The organism is Thermithiobacillus tepidarius DSM 3134, from assembly GCF_000423825.1.
GTDB lineage: Bacteria > Pseudomonadota > Gammaproteobacteria > Acidithiobacillales > Thermithiobacillaceae > Thermithiobacillus > Thermithiobacillus tepidarius.
This window is the reverse complement of record NZ_AUIS01000019.1, coordinates 29,519-46,889: the sequence shown is the minus strand read 5'-3', so window position 1 is coordinate 46,889 and position 17,371 is coordinate 29,519. Positions and strand designations below refer to the sequence as shown.

15 protein-coding genes are annotated in these 17,371 nt (G+C 69.7%); 10 read left to right on the top strand and 5 right to left on the bottom strand.

The window, feature by feature from the left end:
* On the top strand, positions 1-328 hold a 328-nt coding region (locus G579_RS0109945; protein ID WP_028990065.1), incomplete at its 5' end, for an IS5 family transposase.
* A gap of 817 nt (positions 329-1,145) precedes the next feature.
* On the opposite strand, the gene polA is transcribed toward G579_RS0109945, so the two are convergent.
* A complete protein-coding gene (gene polA / locus G579_RS16945) occupies positions 1,146-3,869 on the bottom strand; it encodes a DNA polymerase I (RefSeq protein WP_038019321.1) in 2,724 nt (907 codons plus the stop codon).
* A gap of 79 nt (positions 3,870-3,948) precedes the next feature.
* Here polA and G579_RS0109930 point away from each other — a divergent pair, with 79 nt between their 5' ends.
* Genes G579_RS0109930 through G579_RS0109920 form a run of 3 tightly spaced genes read left to right on the top strand, consistent with a single transcriptional unit; the run spans position 3,949 to position 5,975 of the window.
* Positions 3,949-4,671: an LOG family protein gene (locus G579_RS0109930; protein WP_038019318.1), complete on the top strand. Its 723-nt coding sequence runs from the start codon at positions 3,949-3,951 to the stop codon at positions 4,669-4,671.
* Positions 4,672-4,729: 58 nt separating this feature from the next.
* A complete protein-coding gene (locus G579_RS0109925) occupies positions 4,730-5,026 on the top strand; it encodes a DUF2782 domain-containing protein (protein WP_038019316.1) in 297 nt (98 codons plus the stop codon).
* Between the two features lie 10 nt (positions 5,027-5,036).
* A complete protein-coding gene (locus G579_RS0109920) occupies positions 5,037-5,975 on the top strand; it encodes a homoserine kinase (protein ID WP_028990062.1) in 939 nt (312 codons plus the stop codon).
* Here the strand turns inward: G579_RS0109920 and G579_RS0109915 are convergent.
* Together G579_RS0109915 and G579_RS0109910 are read right to left on the bottom strand one after the other, a co-directional pair.
* Positions 5,964-6,716, bottom strand: coding sequence for an alpha/beta hydrolase (locus G579_RS0109915; protein ID WP_038019313.1), 753 nt, complete (start codon positions 6,714-6,716; stop codon positions 5,964-5,966). The genes G579_RS0109920 and G579_RS0109915 overlap by 12 nt on opposite strands.
* A 15-nt stretch (positions 6,717-6,731) precedes the next feature.
* Positions 6,732-7,526, bottom strand: a complete 795-nt coding sequence (locus G579_RS0109910) for a sulfite exporter TauE/SafE family protein (protein ID WP_028990060.1) — start codon at positions 7,524-7,526, stop codon at positions 6,732-6,734.
* A 240-nt stretch (positions 7,527-7,766) separates the two neighbouring features.
* Between G579_RS0109910 and G579_RS0109905 the strand changes: the two genes are divergently transcribed.
* From G579_RS0109905 to G579_RS0109880, 6 genes are all read left to right on the top strand, one after another.
* Entirely contained in the window at positions 7,767-7,997 is a 231-nt protein-coding gene (locus tag G579_RS0109905; protein WP_028990059.1) for a sulfurtransferase TusA family protein, read from the top strand.
* A 47-nt stretch (positions 7,998-8,044) separates the two neighbouring features.
* Positions 8,045-8,689, top strand: coding sequence for a TetR/AcrR family transcriptional regulator (locus tag G579_RS18310; RefSeq protein ID WP_028990058.1), 645 nt, complete (start codon positions 8,045-8,047; stop codon positions 8,687-8,689).
* A gap of 122 nt (positions 8,690-8,811) precedes the next feature.
* Positions 8,812-9,060 carry a type II toxin-antitoxin system CcdA family antitoxin gene (locus G579_RS0109895; protein WP_028990057.1) on the top strand — a complete coding sequence of 83 codons (249 nt, stop codon included), beginning with the start codon at positions 8,812-8,814 and terminating at the stop codon, positions 9,058-9,060.
* A complete protein-coding gene (locus G579_RS0109890) occupies positions 9,060-9,374 on the top strand; it encodes a CcdB family protein (protein WP_028990056.1) in 315 nt (104 codons plus the stop codon). Before G579_RS0109895 ends, G579_RS0109890 begins: the two co-directional genes overlap by 1 nt.
* A complete protein-coding gene (locus G579_RS0109885) occupies positions 9,375-13,010 on the top strand; it encodes a hydantoinase B/oxoprolinase family protein (protein WP_051181359.1) in 3,636 nt (1,211 codons plus the stop codon).
* Entirely contained in the window at positions 12,997-14,160 is a 1,164-nt protein-coding gene (locus G579_RS0109880; protein WP_211218710.1) for a glycerate kinase family protein, read from the top strand. Before G579_RS0109885 ends, G579_RS0109880 begins: the two co-directional genes overlap by 14 nt.
* Positions 14,161-14,163: 3 nt before the next feature.
* On the opposite strand, the gene G579_RS0109875 is transcribed toward G579_RS0109880, so the two are convergent.
* Both G579_RS0109875 and G579_RS0109870 read right to left on the bottom strand, forming a co-directional pair.
* The gene (locus G579_RS0109875) at positions 14,164-15,579 is read right to left on the bottom strand and encodes an exonuclease domain-containing protein (RefSeq protein ID WP_028990053.1); all 1,416 of its coding nucleotides are present in this window, start codon (positions 15,577-15,579) and stop codon (positions 14,164-14,166) included.
* Positions 15,580-15,652: 73 nt separating this feature from the next.
* Positions 15,653-17,362: a potassium channel family protein gene (locus G579_RS0109870; protein WP_028990052.1), complete on the bottom strand. Its 1,710-nt coding sequence runs from the start codon at positions 17,360-17,362 to the stop codon at positions 15,653-15,655.
* Between the last annotated feature and the right edge of the window lie 9 nt (positions 17,363-17,371).

Here is a 17,371-nt window from a genome sequence, read left to right as displayed (position 1 = left end):
CTCGGCAGGTCAGGTCGCCGACATCGAACAGGCCGCAGCACTGATCCAGGATCAGCCGGCCGAATTCATCGTGGCCGACAAGGGCTACGATTCGGATGCCTTCGTCGAAACAATTACGACGCAGGGCGGTCAGGCGGTAATCCCGCCGCGTTCCAACCGACTCAACCCCCGCTCGTTCGACCGGCATATCTACAAGAGCCGCAATCTGATCGAGCGTTTCTTCGCTCGCATCAAGCAATTCAGACGCATCGCCACGCGTTACGACAAGCTCGCCCACTCCTTCCTGTCGTTCGTCCATCTGGCTTGTTCCATCGTCTGGTTGGCTTGATTGAGAACAGACCCTAGGGATAATAGCATCTGTGGGCGGGTGCATCGCGCACATGGGCTGGGATGCGGGGCTTCAGCGCACGCAGAAAGGGACCGGCCGCGACCGGCTTGTTGACCGGCAACCGCGAGCCTGCCCGCTCCTGCGGCGGGCCAGCCGCATGGTCCCAGGCGGCCGTGCCGCCCCCTCATCCTGCCCGCTCACCACGGGAGAGGGTGTCCGGGGCTAGCCAGACGCGGTGCCCATCGATCACCCGACGGCGAACCGGCCGCGATGGTTCACGGGAAGGCAGGGGCGGGCTGGCCGGCGATCCCAGGGTGGCCGGCCGCGACCTTTATCGCGAGCGAGCTCGCTCCTGCAGCCGGTGGCAACAGCGGGGTCAGGGGTTTGGTTTTTCCACCCCCATTGTCCCGCTGAGCCGCACAGGACCGGCGGGAGATGCAGGGGCGAACTCGCTCGCGATTGCCTCCCCATCGGCACAATGGATCGCGAGCCAGCTCGTTGCTGCCGCCAGGGGCGGCAGCAACGAGCGAACGCCTGTTTGAGCGTAGCGAGCTGCGCAAGCGGCCCGCAGGGCGGGACAACGGAGGGGCCTCCGCTTTAGCACCAGTTCAGCCCAACCTACCCCACCTGTGAGCGGCGTGCCGAGTCAAAGGCCAGGGCGAGCGGGACGCGGCCACGCACCCGGCACGGTGCGCGCGCAAGCAGGTTGCCGCAGGAGCGAGCCTGCTCGCTTCTGCAAGCGCGGGACCAGCCTGCGACTGTCCGGCCCACTTCGCGGCGGAAGCCGCGCCTGCGCCGCACGCCACGGCACCATGGATCAGTGCGCCTCATCCCAGTTGCACCCCACCCCCACCGACACCTCCAGCGGCACCGCCAGCTCGGCCACGCCGGTCATGCGCTTGACCAATGCCGCCTTGACCTCGTCCACCCGCGCTTCCGGCACTTCCAGCACCAGCTCATCGTGCACCTGCAGGATCATGTGGCCGCGGCCCGGGTCCTCCTGCAGCCAGGCATCCACGGCGATCATGGCCAGCTTGATCAGGTCCGCCGCCGTGCCCTGCATGGGAGCGTTGATGGCGGTACGCTCGGCGTAGGCGCGGCGGTTGGCGTTGCTGGAATTGATCTCCGGCACGTAGAGGCGGCGGCCGAAGAAGGTCTCCACATAGCCCTGCGCGCGCGCCATGGCGCGCATCTCGTCCATGTAGCGGCGCACGCCCGGGTAGCGCTCGAAATAGCGGTCCACGTAGCGCTGCGCCTCGTTGCGCTCGATCTTGAGAGCCTGCGCCAGGCCGAAAGGGCTCATGCCGTAGATGAGGCCGAAGTTGATGGTCTTGGCGCGGCGGCGCTGCTCCGGATCCACGGCGGCGGGGGGCACGCCGAAGATCTCGGCGGCGGTGGCGGTGTGGATGTCCTCGCCGTGGGCGAAGGCGGCCAGCAGGCGCGCGTCGCCGGACAGATGGGCCATGATGCGCAGCTCGATCTGCGAATAATCGGCGCTCACCAGCAGGCAGCCCGGCGCCGCCACGAAAGCCTGGCGGATGCGGCGGCCCTGGCCGGTGCGCGCCGGGATGTTCTGCAGGTTGGGATCGGAGGAGGACAGCCGGCCGGTGGAGGTCACCGCCTGATGGAAGCTGGTGTGCACGCGGCCGGTGGCGGGATCGATCATGCGCGGCAGGGCGTCGGCATAGGTGCTCTTGAGCTTGGCCAGGCTGCGGTAATCCAGGATCAGGCGTGGCAGGTCGAAGCTTTCGGCCAGCTGGGACAGCACCTCCTCGCTGGTGGACGGCGCGCCGCCTGGCGTCTTCTTCTGCACCGGCAGCTTGAGCTTGTCGAAGAGGATTTCCTGGATCTGCTTGGGCGAGTTCAGGTTGAAGGGCTGCCCGGCCTGGGCGTGCGCCTGGGCCTCGACCGTCTGCATGGCGGCGGCCAGCTCCTCGCTCAGGATGCGCAGAGGCTCCGGGTCGATGCGCACGCCGGTGCTCTCCATGCGGGCCAATACCGGCACCAGGGGCATCTCGACCAGCCGGAACAGCGCCTTCAGGCGCGGCTCGGCCTCCAATTGCGGCCACAGGCACTCGTCCAGGCGCCAAGTGACGTCCGCGTCCTCGGCGGCGTAGGCGACGGCCTGCTCCACCGGCACCTGAGCAAAGCTGATCTGCTGCTTGCCCTTGCCCGCCACCTCGGCAAAGGTGATGGTGCGATGGCCCAGCACCTGCTCCGCCAGGGTGTCCATGTCGTGGCTGTGAGCGGTGCTCTGCAGGACGTAGCTCTCCAGCATGGTGTCGCGCGCGATGCCGCCCAGGCGGATGCCATGGCGGGCGAGGACGCGCAGGTCGTACTTGAGGTTCTGGCCAATCTTGGGCCGCTCGGGGCTCTCCAGGTAGGGCCGCAGGGTATCGAGCACCCGGGTGAGCGGCAGCTGCGGCGGTGCGCCCAGATAGTCATGGCCCACTGGAATGTAGACCGCCTCCGGGCAGGGCGCGCCCGGCGTCTTCCAGGCGAAGGACAGCCCCACCAAAGCGGCGTTGTTGGGGTCGAGGCTGGTGGTCTCGGTATCCACGGCGGCCCAGGGCGCCTGTTCCAAGGCGGCCAGCAGCTGGTCCAGCTCCTGTTCCGTGAAGATGCCGCGGTAGCGCTCGCGATCGATGGGCTCGGCATCGGCCGGGCGCACCGGCACGGCCGCGGGCTGCCCCTGCTCCAGTTCGCGCAGCCAGGATTGGAAGTCCAGCTGCCGGAAGAGTTCGCGCAGGCCTTCCTGCTCGGGCGCGCGGCGCTGCAGGTCCTCCAGGCCAAGCGGCAGTTCCAGCGTGGTGTGAATGGTGGCCAGCTCGCGGCACAGGGGCAACTGCGCCAGGCAAGCGCGCAAATTGTCCCCGGCCTTGCCCTTGATCTCATCGGCGTGAGCCACCAGCGCGTCCAGGCTGCCGTACTGCTGCAGCCACTTGCTGGCGGTCTTGGGCCCGACGCCGGGCACGCCGGGGATGTTGTCCACCGCGTCGCCCACCAGGGTGAGCCAGTCGACGATCAGCGACGGCGGCACGCCGAAGCGTTCCTCGATGGCGTCGGCGTCGCTGTAGCGTTCGCTCATGGTGTCCAGGAGCTGGATGCGGCCGTCCACCAGCTGCGCCATGTCCTTGTCGCCGGTGATGATGAGCACGTCGCGACCCTGGTCGGCGAAGCGCCGCGCCAGGGTGCCGATCACGTCGTCCGCCTCCACGCCGCTGATCTGCAGCAGCGGAATGCCGGACATCTGGATGATCTGATGGATGTAGGGGATCTGCCGGGTCAGGTCGTCCGGCATGGCCGGGCGCTGGGCCTTGTAGTCGCTGAAGCGCTCGTGGCGAAAGGTGGGGCCGGGGGCGTCGAACACCGCCGCCACGAAGCGCGGATCGCGCTCGCGCAGCAGCTTGCGCAGCATGTTGACCACGCCGTAGATGGCCCCCGTGGGCAGGTCCACGCGGTTGCGCAGGTCGGGCATGGCGTGGAAGGCGCGGTACAGAAAGCTGGAGGCGTCGATCAGGACGATGGGCGTTTCTTTCATCAGACTAGGGTTCCGGAAAATTTTCCGCCATAATAGCGGGAAAACACCATTCCCAATAGCTGGGGCAGAGAGGTCATTCATGCGTCCAGGCGTTTTTTCCAATGCGCTGTCCGGCCTGAAGTACGAGGAAGTGCTCACCCGCGAGCCCTGGAAGGTGCTGCAGATCATGACCGAGTTCGTGAACGGCTACGAGAAGCTCGCGCCGATCGAACCGAGCGTCAGCATCTTCGGCTCGGCGCGCATTCCGCCCGGGCACGTCTACTACGAGAAAACCGAGCGCATCGCCAAGCTGCTGGCCGATTCCGGCTTCTCCGTGGTCAGCGGCGGCGGCCCCGGCCTGATGGAAGCGGCCAACAAGGGCGCCTTCTCGGGCTCGGGCTACAGCGTGGGTCTCAACATCCAGCTGCCGCACGAGCAGCAGGACAACTCCTATCAGGACATTTCCCTGCACTTCCGCCACTTCTTCGCCCGCAAGGTGATGTTCGTCAAGTATGCCGCGGCCTACGTGGTCATGCCCGGCGGCTTCGGCACCCTGGACGAGGTGATCGAAGCGCTGACCCTGGTGCAGACCGGCAAGAGCCGGCGCATGCCCATCATCCTGGTGGGCAGCGAGTTCTGGGCGGGTCTGGTGGCCTGGTTCCAGGACACGCTGATCCGGGAGGGCATGATCAGTCCCGAGGACCTGGATCTGTTCACCGTGCTGGACGAGCCGGAGGACGTCGTCAAGGCCATCTTCCAGCATTACGAATACCGCGGCTTCGAGCCATCGGCGGCGGAGATCGAGGCCCTGATCAACCTGTAGTTCCGGGGCGCGGCAATCGTGCTATGATGAAATGAAACCGTTTTCGAGGCTCATCGACATGCGTTTTCTGCCTATCTTCCTCCTGCTGGGCGCCATGCTGGCCGGCCCCGCCGCCGCGCAGGACCTGGCCCCCGGCAAGAGCCTGGAGCCCGAGGTGACCATTGCCCCGCCGCCGGGCAGCGAGGTCGAGGAGTACCGCATCCGCGGCCGCCTGTATATGGTCAAGGTGACGCCGCCCAAGCCGCTACCGCCCTATTACCTGCTGGACACCGACGGCGACGGCCGCTTCGAAACCCGCCGCAGCACCCTGGATGAAAACTTCGTCATACCGCGCTGGGTGATCTTCGAATTCTGATCTCGCTTTTATGTCCGTCTACACCTGCGTCAGCCCCAGCGCGCTGGAGGATTTCCTGCGGCGCTACCGCCTCGGCCGCCCCTTGGGCCTGCGCGGCATCTCCGCCGGCGTGGAGAACAGCAACTTCTTCCTGGAAACCGAAGCCGGGGAGTTCGTCCTCACCATCTTCGAGCGCCTGCCGGCGGCCGACCTGCCCTACTTCCTGGACCTGACCGCGCATCTGGCGCAGCACGGCATTCCCTGTCCGCAGCCGATCGCTGACCGCGAGGGCCACTATCTGCAGCAGTTGTGCGGCAAGCCGGCGGCCATCGTGCAGAAGCTCTCCGGCAGCTCGGTGGAGCAGCCCAGCGATCGGCAGGCAACCGCCGTGGGTCGGCTGCTGGGCCGCCTGCATCAGGCCGGGCGCGACTTCCCGCAGCGCCGCGCCAACCCCACCGGCCCGCACTGGTGGGCGCAGACTGCCCGCGCCCTGGCGGGCCGGCTCAGCCCAGCCGAACAGGCGCTGCTGGACGACGAGCTGGCCTACCAGCGCCGGCAGCGGGCCAGCCACCTGCCCCAGGGCGTCATCCACGCCGATCTCTTCTGCGACAACGCCCTCTTCGAGGGCGACGTCCTCACCGGCGTTATCGACTTCTACTACGCCGCCGACGACCTCTACCTTTACGATCTCGCCATCACCGTGAACGCCTGGTGCTCGCGCGCGGACGGCGAGCTGGACCCGGCGCTCAGCCGGGCCCTGTGCGACGCCTACCAGGCCGAGCGGCCCTTCGTGCCCGGTGAGGCCTCGCATTGGTCCACCGCCCTGCGCGCCGCCGCCCTGCGCTTCTGGCTCTCGCGCCTCTACGACTTCCACTTCCCGCGCCCGGGCGACCTCATCCAGATCAAGGACCCCGAGGAGTATCGCCGCATCCTGGAGGCGCGGCGCGCCGACTGCCTGCTACCTCTTTGACGCCCGGCCGTATTTGTCCAGGAACTCCGTCACCGTCCTGAGCAGGACCGCATCCTGGCCGGTGAAGAAATGATCGGCGCGCGGTACCGCCACCTGCCGGGAGCCGGCATGGTGGCGGATGGCCGCCGCCCGCGCCTTGGCCGTCTGCAGCACGGCGGGCAGATCGTTCTGGCCGTAGAGGTCGAGGATCGGGAAATGAACCTTGCCGGCGCCCTGGAAGGCCAGGGAGTTGCCGATGGCCACCCAGGCCTGCACGGGTGCGTCGGGATGGGCGGCGAGGAAGTGATCGGTCATGCGCGTGCCCATGCTGTGGGAGACTACGGCGGGCCGGGCATAGCCCTTGGTCTTCAGGAAATCCAGCGCCGCCTGCAGGCGCTCGTCGGCCTCGGGCAGGACGGCCGCATAAGCTTCCGGCTTGGCATCCGCCGCCAGCACCGGCATCTGCACCGACAGGGTGGTGTAGCCCTGCTGCACGAGCTGCTGGCGCAACTGGCCGATCAGCCCCCAGTCCGGGTGCACGCCCATGCCGTGCACCAGCACCACCGCGTTCTTGGCCTCGGGCGCTTCGGTGTAGATGGTCAGGAATTTGTGGCCGTTCTTCTGCTCCAGGTACACGGGATCGCCCACCACGATGGCGTCCTTGATCTCGCCGGCCCACTTCTGCTCACGTTCGTAGTCGGCCGCCGCCAGGGCATGGCCGGCGCTGAACAGCAACAGGAATGCCAAAAGCAGATGACGCATCGGTCTCCTCCGGATTCAAAGCAGGGAAAAAGCCATCCTCACCGCTAAAGTATAGAGCAAAACAGCGAAGCCCTTTTTCAGGGCGCTTACCGGCAGCCGATGCGCCAGGCGCGCGCCCAAGGGCGCGGTCAAGACGCTGCCCAGCACCAAACCGGCCAAGGCCGGCAGGTAGACGAAACCCAGGCTGTAGGCCGGCAGCCGCTCCGCCGCCATGCCATTGAGCCCGTAGCCCAGGGCACCGGCCACGGCGATGGGCAGGCCGAGGGCGGCGCTGGTGCCGATGGCCCGGTGCAGGGGCACGTTGCACCAGCTCAGGAAGGGCACCGACAGGGTGCCGCCGCCGATGCCCACCAGGCTCGACACCCCGCCGATCACCCCGCCCGCCGCCGTCAATCCCGCACGGCCCGGCAGGCGCCGCTCCGGCCGCGACCGGAAACCCAGCAGCATCTGCGTGGCCACGTAGAACTCGAAGACGACGAAGATCAGCACCAGCGGCCGGGTCGGCAAGCCCGCCGCCAGCACCGTACCCAGCAGGGTGCCGACCACGATGCCCGGCGCGAGGCCGCGCCAGGCCCGCCAGTCCACCGCCCCGTGGCGGTGGTGGGCGCGCAGGGAGGCGATGCTGGTGAAGACGATGCTGGCCAGCGAGGTGCCGAGGGCGAGATGCATGATCTGGCCGGCGGCAAAGCCCTGGGCGGCGAAGAGGAAGCTCAGCACCGGCACGATCACGAGCCCCCCGCCAACGCCGAGCAGGCCGGCCAGGAAACCGGCACCCAGGCCGGTGGCGAGATAAAGCAGGACGACAGTCATGGACACGGATTCCGAAGCGCTTGGGGAATGTCCGGATCTCCGACGCGGCCGTGCCGGACACGGCGCATACCTTAGCGGCTTTGCCCTGTTCGTGGCAAAGGCCGCGGACGGCGGTCAGCGCAAAACGGGGTGATCGCCATGCCCATCTTTACTTGACAAATCCGACCTGGCGCTTATAAGTAATATAACGTTCACTTACTGAGTGGGCGTTATTTCGACGGCAATCCAGGAGGATGTACCATGGACACGGAAACCCTCGACGTACGCGGCAAGAGCTGCCCGACCCCGGTGCTGGAAACCCGCAAGGCCCTCAAGGCGCAAGCCGGCGGCAGCCTGCTGCGGGTGCTGGCCACCGATCCCGGCTCGGTGAAGGACTTCGACGCCTTCTGCCGGCAGACCGGCAACGAGCTGGTGGAATCCGGGGAAGCGGAAGGCACTTACAGCTTCGTCATCCGCAAGACCCAGGGCTGAGGCACCCGGCCGGGCGGACGCCCGCCCGGCCCCCTTCAGGAACGTGCATGAACACCACCAAAGCACCCGCCGCCCGGCGGCGCCTGAGCGCGGCGGCGCGCCGGGAGAGCATTCTGGCCGCGGCACAGCGGCTGTTTTCGGACAAGGGCTTTTTCGGCGTCCCGGTGGACGAGATCGCCAGGGCCGTGGGCGTCAGCCCGGCCGTGCTCTACAAGCACTTCCCATCCAAGGAGGCGCTTTACGAAGCCGTGCTCAACGCCATTGCCTGCCGGCGCGAGGACTACGTGGCGGCGGTGCTGGAGGAACCCTCCGATTTTGCCAGCGTGCTGCAACGCATCACCCTGGTCTATGCGCGCAGCGTGGCCGCGGAACCCGACTACCTGCGCCTGGAACTGCACGCCATGCTGGAGGGCAGCGGGACCGTGGTGGATTTCTTCGAACACCGCTGGCGGCCATTCGCCGATTTCATCGAGGCGGGCCTGCGCGAGATGGCGGCCGCAGGGAGCATCCCGCCCGTGGACGAAAAGGCGGCCAGCCTGCTCTTCCAGGGCATGCTGCGCGAGGCCCTGCTGACCAAGCTGCTGCACCAGGCGCCCCGCTACCGGGAGGTGGCGCTGCCGGCACTGGTGGAGCATCTTCTGGAGCTCTTCTTTCGGGCCGTCGGCTTGGTGGTGCGAGCGGAGCATCGCTAAAAGCACTGGCCGGCCAATGGTGCAAACAGGCGGGCAGCTCCATCTTCCACAGGGTCATGCTCCGGCTTGCAGCGCGCATACAATGCGCGTAGCCTGTGCGCACGCTTCCAAGGGGGCAGCCCATGCACATCGACGCTCATGACCCTGCCGCGCCGAAAAAACCGGTGAACCTGAGCATCAACAGCGATCTGTTGCGCCAAGCCCGGGCGCTCAAGATCAATCTCTCGCAGACGCTGGAGGAGCGCCTGGCCGAACTCCTGCGCGAAGCGCGGCGCAGCCAGTGGCTCGTGGAGAATCAGGCCGCGCTGGACGCCTACAATCGTCACATCGAGCGCCACGGCGCTTTCAGCGACGGGCTGCGGCAGTTCTGATGGCCCAGTTCGACGTGCACCGCAACCCCAACCCGGCGACCCGCGCGGTGGTCCCCTATCTGCTGAACGTGCAGTCCGACCTCCTCGACCGGTTGGCCACCCGAGTGGTGGTGCCGCTGGTGCGGGCCGCCGAACTGGAGCAAGCGGCCGCGCAGCTCAACCCGTGCTTCGAGATCGAAGGACAGGCGGTGGTCATGTCCACGCCCGAACTCGCCGGCGTGCCGCAGCGCGCCTTGGGCGAGCGGGTGTTATCCCTGCAGCACCGGCGCGACGAGATCACTGCCGCCCTGGATCTGCTCTTCACCGGCATCTAGATGCACCCCGGCATCCCCACGCACGCCCCCGCTCCCCGCTGGCAGTTCTGGATCGACCGCGGCGGCACCTTCACGGACATCGTCGCCCGCCGGCCGGACGGCACGCTGCTCGTGCACAAGCTGCTCTCGGAGAACCCGGAGCGCTACGCCGACGCAGCCCTGCAGGGCATCCGCGAGCTCCTGGGCCTGCCCGCCGACGCCCCCCTGCCCGCCGCGGAGATCGAGGCGGTGAAGATGGGCACCACGGTGGGCACCAATGCGCTGCTGGAGCGCCGCGGCGCGCGGGTGGCCTTCGTCACCACCGCGGGCTTCGGCGACGTGCTGCGCATCGGCTACCAGCACCGGCCGGACATCTTCGCCCTGCACATCCGCTTGCCGGAACAGCTCTACGAGCGCGTGATCGAGGTGCCGGAGCGCTACAGCGCCCAGGGCGAGGAGCTGCTGGCGGTGGACCGCGCGGCCGCCCGCGCCGCGCTCCAGGCCGCCTATGACGCGGGCATCCGCGCGCTGGCGGTCGCCTTCCTGCATGCCTACCGCCATCCCGAGCACGAGCAGCAGGTGGGCGAGCTCGCCCGGGAGATCGGCTTCACCCAGATCTCCCTCTCCCACCAGGTCAGCCCGCTCATGCGCATCGTCGGCCGCGGCGACACCACGGTGGTGGACGCCTATCTCTCGCCACTGCTGCGGCGCTACGTGGCGCAGGTGGAGGCCGGGCTGGCGGGCGATGGGACCCGCCTGCTCTTCATGCAGTCCAACGGCGGCCTGGTGGACGCGCGCTTTTTCGAGGGCCGGGACTGCATCCTCTCCGGCCCGGCGGGCGGCATCGTCGGCGCAGTGAAGACGGCGGCGCAGGCAGGCTTCCACAAGCTCATCACCTTCGACATGGGCGGCACCTCCACCGACGTGGCCCACTACGACGGCGATTACGAGCGCCGCTTCGAGACCGAGGTGGCCGGGGTGCGCCTGCGCGTGCCCATGATGAACATCCACACGGTGGCGGCGGGCGGCGGCTCCATCCTGCACTTCGACGGCAGCCGCTACCGGGTCGGGCCGGACTCGGCGGGCGCCAATCCGGGGCCGGCCAGCTACCGGCGCGGCGGCCCGCTCACGGTGACCGACTGCAACGTGATGCTCGGCCGCCTGCAGCCGGATTTCTTCCCCCGGGTCTTCGGGCCCGCCGGCGACGAGCCGCTGGACGTCGCGACCGTGCGCGAGCGCTTCGCCCGGCTGGCCGACGAGATCCGGGCCGCCACCGGCGACACGCGGACGCCGGAGCAGGTGGCCGAGGGCTTTCTCACGGTGGCAGTGGAACAGATGGCCGACGCCATCAAGGCCATTTCCGTGCAGCGCGGCTACGACGTGACCGGCTACACCCTGTGCTGCTTCGGCGGCGCCGGCGGCCAGCATGCCTGCCGGGTGGCGGACACCCTGGGCATGACGCGCGTCTTCCTGCATCCCTTCGCCGGGGTGCTGTCGGCTTACGGCATGGGCTTGGCCGAGCAGCGCGTGCTGCGCGAGCGCGCGGTGGAGGCGCCGCTGGACGCCGCGCTGATGCCGCAGCTCGAGGCCGACCTCGCCGCCCTGGAAACCGAGGGGCGGGCGGAGCTGCAGGCCCAGGGGATCGATGATGCCGCGCAGATCCGCGTGCTCCGGAAGGCGCGGCTGCGCTACGCCGGCACCGACACGGCCCTGCTGGTGGACTTCGGGCCCCTGGCCGCCATGCAGGCCGCCTTCGAGGCCGCGCATCGCGGCCGCTACGGCTTCCTCTATCCGGACAAGGCCTGCCTCGTAGAGGCGCTGCTCGTCGAGCTGGTCGGCGAGACGGCCGCCGTGACGACGCCGACGCTCGCGGCCTGCGGCGAAGCGCAGGCAGGCAGCCCGCTCGCCACGGTCCGCACCTGCGTGGCCGGCGCCTGGCAGGACACGCCCGTCCACGCGCGCGACCGCCTGCAGCCCGGCGTGCGCCTGCCGGGCCCGGCCATCATCGTCGAGCCGACCTCGACCATGGTGGTGGAACCCGGCTGGCAGGCGGAGCTCACCGCGCGCGGCGAGCTCATCCTCACCCGTCACACCCCCCTGCCGCGCCGGGAGGCCATCGGTACCCGCGCCGACCCGGTGATGCTGGAGATCTTCAACCGGCGCTTCATGTCCATCGCCGAGCAGATGGGCTACACCCTGCAGAACACGAGCTTCTCGGTGAACATCAAGGAGCGCCTGGACTTTTCCTGCGCGCTCTTCGACGGCGCCGGGCAACTGATCGCCAACGCGCCGCACATCCCGGTGCACCTGGGTTCCATGGGCGAGAGCGTGCAATCCCTGATCCGCCGCTTCGGCCACGCGCTGGCGCCGGGCGACGTCTACCTCCTGAACTCGCCCTACGCCGGCGGCACCCACCTGCCTGACATCACCGTCATCACGCCGGTCTTCGACGAAGCCGGCGACCGGCCGCGCTTCTACGTGGCCTCGCGCGGCCACCACGCGGACGTGGGCGGCATCACGCCGGGCTCCATGCCGCCCCTGAGCACGCGCATCGACGAGGAAGGCGTGCTGAGCGAGGGATTGCGCATCGTGGCCGGGGGCCGCTTCCTGGAGGACGCGGTGCGGGCCTGGCTGGCCGCGGGCCCGCATCCGGCCCGCAACCCCGCGCAGAATATCGCCGACCTGCGCGCCCAGGTGGCGGCCAATGCCCGCGGCGCCCAGGAACTGCACAAGCTGGTGGCGCACTACGGCCTCGCCACCGTGCAGGCCTACATGCAGCATGTGCAGGACAACGCCGAGGAGGCGGTGCGCCGGGTGCTCGACGTGCTCCGGGACGGCAGCTTCCGCTACCGCATGGACGACGGCGCCGAGATCGCGGTGGCCATCCGCATCGACCGCGCCCGGCGCCGGGCGCGCATCGACTTCAGCGGCACCTCGCCCCAGCAGGCCGGGAACTTCAACGCCCCCGCCGCCATCTGCAAGGCCGCCGTGCTCTACGTCTTCCGCACCCTGGTGCGCGACGAGATCCCGCTCAACGCCGGCTGCCTGCGGCCCCTGGACATCGTCATCCCGGCGGGCTCCCTGCTCAATCCCAAGCATCCGGCGGCGGTGGTGGCGGGCAACGTGGAGACCTCCCAGTACATTGTCGACGCCCTCTATGGGGCACTCGGGGTGCTGGCCGGCAGCCAGGGCACCATGAACAACCTCACCTTCGGCGACGGCGAGCAGCAGTACTACGAGACCATCTGCGGCGGCTCGGGCGCCGGGCCGGACTTCGACGGCACCGGCGCGGTGCAGACCCACATGACCAACTCCCGCATCACCGACCCGGAGGTGCTGGAATGGCGTTTCCCGGTGCTGCTGGAGCGCTTCGCCGTCCGCCACGGCAGCGGCGGCGCGGGCCGCCGGCGCGGCGGCGACGGCGTGGTCCGACGCCTGCGCTTCCGCGCGCCCATGACCGCCGCCATCCTGTCCAGCCACCGGCTGCTGCAGCCCTTCGGCCTGGCCGGCGGCGCGCCCGGCGCCTGCGGGCGCAACTGGGTGGAGCGCGCGGATGGCCGCCGGGAGATGCTGCCGGGCAAGGCGCAGGTCGAAGTGCGGGCCGGCGACGTGCTCGTCATCGAAACGCCGGGCGGCGGGGGCCATGGCGCGGCCTGAGCGCCCGCTGCAGCTCGTCATCGCGCCGGACGCCTTCAAGGGCAGCCTGGAGGCCCGCGCCGTGGCCGAGGCCATCGCCGCCGGCTGCCGGCGCGCGCTGCCGGACGCCGTGATCCGCTGCTTTCCCCTGGCCGACGGCGGCGAGGGCACGGTGGCCAGCCTGCTCGCCGCCCGCGGCGGACGGCTGCGCGGCGTGCGCGTGCACGGGCCATTGGGCGAGCCGGTGGAGGCCGGCTACGCCATCCTGCCGGACGGCGCGGCGGTGATCGAGCTGGCCGCCGCCTCGGGCTTGCCGCTGCTGCCGGCGGCCCGGCGCGATCCGCTGCGCGCCAGCTCCTTCGGCACCGGCGAGCTCGTCCGCGACGCCCTGGATCAGGGCTGCCGCCGCCTCATCGTCGGCCTCGGCGGCAGCGCCGTCAACGACGGCGGCCTGGGGCTGCTGCAGGCGCTGGGCTTTCGCTTTCTGGATGCCAAAGGACAGTCGGTGGGGCCGGGCGGCGGGGCGCTCGGCGCCATCGCGCGCATCGACGTCAGCCAGGCCGACCCGCGCCTGCGCGACGCGCAGCTCATCGCCGCCACCGACGTGGACACCCCCCTGCTCGGCCCCGAGGGCGCCACCCACACCTTCGGCCCGCAGAAGGGCGCGACGCCGGCGATGCTGGAGACGCTGGAAGCCGGCATGCGCCACTATGCGGACAAGATTGCCGAGACCCTGGCCGTACGGGTGCACGACTTGCCCGGCGCCGGCGCGGCGGGCGGCTGCGGCGCGGCCCTGCACGCCTTCCTGGGCGCGGAGATCCGCAGCGGCGTGGCACTGGTCATGGAGGCGCTGGGCGTCGCGGCGGCGCTGGCCGGCGCCGATCTTCTCATCACCGGCGAAGGCCGCATCGACGGCCAGACCCGCCGCGGCAAGGCGCCCTACGGGGTGGCGCGGCTGGCCAAGCGGCACGGGGTGCCGGTGCTCATGCTGGCCGGCGCCGTGGCGCCGGAGGCGCGGATGCTGCTGGAGGACGGGATCTGCGACGTGCTGCTCGGCATTCCGCCCGCCCCCATGTCGCTGGAAATAGCGCTGGCGCACACGGCGCAGCACTTGGCCGACGGCGCCGAGCAGCTCCTGCGCGCCTACCGGCTCGGCCGCCGCAGCGGCTGAGCCTCAGGCCGCCGGCGGCACCCGCCGTTGCGCGCCGAGCTCCACGATCTCCAGGCGCCGGCCGTGCTTGGCGAAGTAGCGGGTGAGAATGGTGTAGGTATCGAGGTCGAAGCGCGCCTGGCGGCGCAGCGTGTCGGCGTCGGGCAGGGCGTCCCCAGGGCGCAGCGTGCCGAGATAGCACCAGGCGTCGAGCACGTGCAGCTCCTCCCGCTCGCCCGCGGCGTCCCGCTCGCGCAGGCCGACAGGGCCGGCAAAGGGCCAGCTCTGCACCCGCAGGCGCGCCAGGGCCGCCGCCAGCCGGGCATCGTGGGCCGCCGCGCTTTCCTCACCCACGCAAGCGCCCCGGCAGCGCTTGAGCTGATAGGCGAAGCAGGGCCCGCGGCCGCCCTCCAGGCCCAGATGCCGCTGGCACAGGCCATGCTCCTCGGCCAAGCCGCGCAGGCAGTCGAGCGCGTCGCGGCGGCTCTTGAAGAGGCCGTAGAGATTGTCCAGCCGGCTGAAATCCAGCTCGCCGGCCTGCACCAGCTGCGGCGCCCGGCCCGGCTCCCACTGGAAGGCGCACAGGCTGCGATTGCGGCGCAGGCGCTGGTTGTGGATGGGCATCAGCGTCTTGACGAGCCGGGCTTCCTGCAGGAGCGCGCCCAGCTCGCCGGCGGTCTCGATCCAGTCGACGCGCCGGATCTGCTGGGCGATGCGCATGTCTTTGTTGAGGCGATGGTCGCCGGAGAAGTGGGACAGCACCCGCTCGCGCAGGTTGACGCTCTTGCCCACGTAAAGCACGGCGTCGTTGTCGCCGTGGAAGAGATAGACGCCCGGCCCCTCCGGCAGCGCCTCCAGGGCCTCGGCGTCCAGCCCGGGCGGCAGGCTCGGCGTCTTGAGGAGCATCTGCACCGCTGCGGCGAGTTCGTCCGGGCTGCGCTCACGCTGGAACACCCGCAGCAATTCCCACAGCACGCGCGCGTCGCCCAGCGCCCGGTGGCGTTCGGCCGCCGGTAGTCCATGGCGCTCGATGAGGCTGTCCAGGTTGTGGTGCCGGTGCTCGGGATAGAGGCGGCGCGAGAGCTTCACCGTGCACAGCACCTTGGCCTGGTAGCGCAGGCCCTGGCGGCGGAACTCGTTCTTGAGAAAGCCGTAGTCGAAGCGGGCGTTGTGGGCGACCAGCACCTTGCCGGCCAATTGCGCGTGCAGCGCCGGGCCGATCTCGGCGAAGCTGGGGGCGCCGGCGACCATGGCGTTGGAAATGCCGGTGAACTGCTCGATCCAGGGCGGAATGCGCACCTGTGGATCGACGAGCGTGCTCCACTCGCGCAGGACCCGCCCGCCGTGCACTTCGATCAGGCCGATTTCGATGATGCGGTCGCTGGTGGCGTTGCCGCCGGTGGTTTCCAGGTCCAGGAGGACCAGAGGCTGGTCAAGCATGCGAAGCGTCCCTTCACGTGGCCTCCCGTTTGTTCTTGTCGTGCTGCTCAGACCATCCGACCATGGTCCGGGTTCAACTTTCGCCCGGGGCTTGGCGCCGCCCGGCCAGCCAGCTCCACAAGAGCCCGCTCGGCCGCTCCGTGCCGTTGCGTACGTAGTCCAGGACGTTGTGATTGCTGGCGGTCCAGGCCATCGGCGCGGCCGCATCCGGGGGACCGCAGAACAGGATGCGGTCGCCGGGACGCAGGGATTGGCTGTCCTCCGGCAGCAGCACCTCCTCCTCGCCGCGCTTGAGCAGCAGGGCGAGGCAGGGCAGCTGGCGCGCGCGGTCGCGCGGGTCCGCGTACAGGTGGGCCAGGCGCAGCTCCTCGCCGGTCCGCAGGGCATCCCACAGGGCTGGCGTGCGCCCCGCATCGATCTCCAGATGCCAGGTGTCCGGCGCTTCCTCGCCGACCACGCCGATGATGCGGCTGACCAGGGCGTTGGCCCAGTCGTCGTCGTGATGGCGCGCCAGGCGCAGGAACTCGCTCAAGAGCGGGGTGGTGATCAGCGCCAGGATCTGGCGGGCGATGATGCCGGCGGGCTGCATGACCAGATCCAGGCGCGCGGCCTGAAAGACGGCGCGGTTTGCGCGCTGGTTCTGGCGCGCCACCAGGAAGAGCCGGGGGTTGAGGCTACGGGCGGTCACGATGATGGACAGGTTGTTGGTGTCGTTGTCGGTGCCGGCCACCAGGCCGACCGCCTGGCGGATGCCGGCCTCGCGCAGGGTCACCGCCTCGGTGCCCCGCCCCACCACCGCATCCGGCGGCGCCTGAGTGCGCGCCGGCTCGGCCTCCACGATCACGGTGCGGATGCCCTGGAAATCCAGGTAACGCTGCAGCGCCTTACCGAAGCGGCCGTAGCCGCACAGGATCCAGGTGCCGCGCGGCGGCGTCAGGAATTCGGTCAGCGGCATGCGGCGGGTGCTGGTCAACCACTCGAAAATAGCGTGCCGGCTGGGCGAGTGGATGGCCATGGCGAGGCGGTCGGCAAAGATGTCGAATGGGTTGAGGACGTGATCGGTGCCGAAGGACTCCATGTTGGCCTCGGTGTCGTGGGACTCGGCCCGACAGATGACGCGCAGGGGCGGGTTGAGAAGCTTGCCGGTGATGGCGACCTTGAGGTTGACGTCGTCGGCGCGGGTCAACGCGAGCACGCCGGCGCAGCGGGGGTGGGTCAGGCCGGCGGCCACCAGGGCGTCCGGGTCGGCCGCATCCGCGCAGATTCCCGGCACGAAGACGCCCAGATCCTCGATGGCCAGCGCATCGATGCGCTCCTGGGCGCTGTCCAGCACCACGGCGCGCAGGCCGCGCGCCGCCAGCTCCCGCACCAGCAGGCTGCCGGTGTCGCCGTAGCCGCAGACCAGGAAAAAGGGCTCGGTGATGTGGCGGACGTTGCGCCTGAAGCGGGTGTCGACGATGACCCGGCGGAAGGCGGGATCGCGCAGGGTGGCGAGCAGGGCGCCGATGGCGTAGAGCCAGGCGGTCACGGTGAGATAGATGGTGAAGGTCGTCCACAGGCGCTGCGCGTCGGTGAAAGGATACGGTACCTCGCCGAAGCCGATGGTCGAACCCATGAAGCTGACGAAGTAGAAGGCGTGGAAAAAGTCCATGCGCCAGGGCCGGCCCTGCGGGTCCATGCCGGGGATGAGGACGAAGCCTAGCACGGAGACGGCATAGGCGAGGATGAGCACCACCAGCGGCAGGCGCATGCGCCGCAGGAGGAGGAAGAGCCCGATGTTCATGGCCGCCGC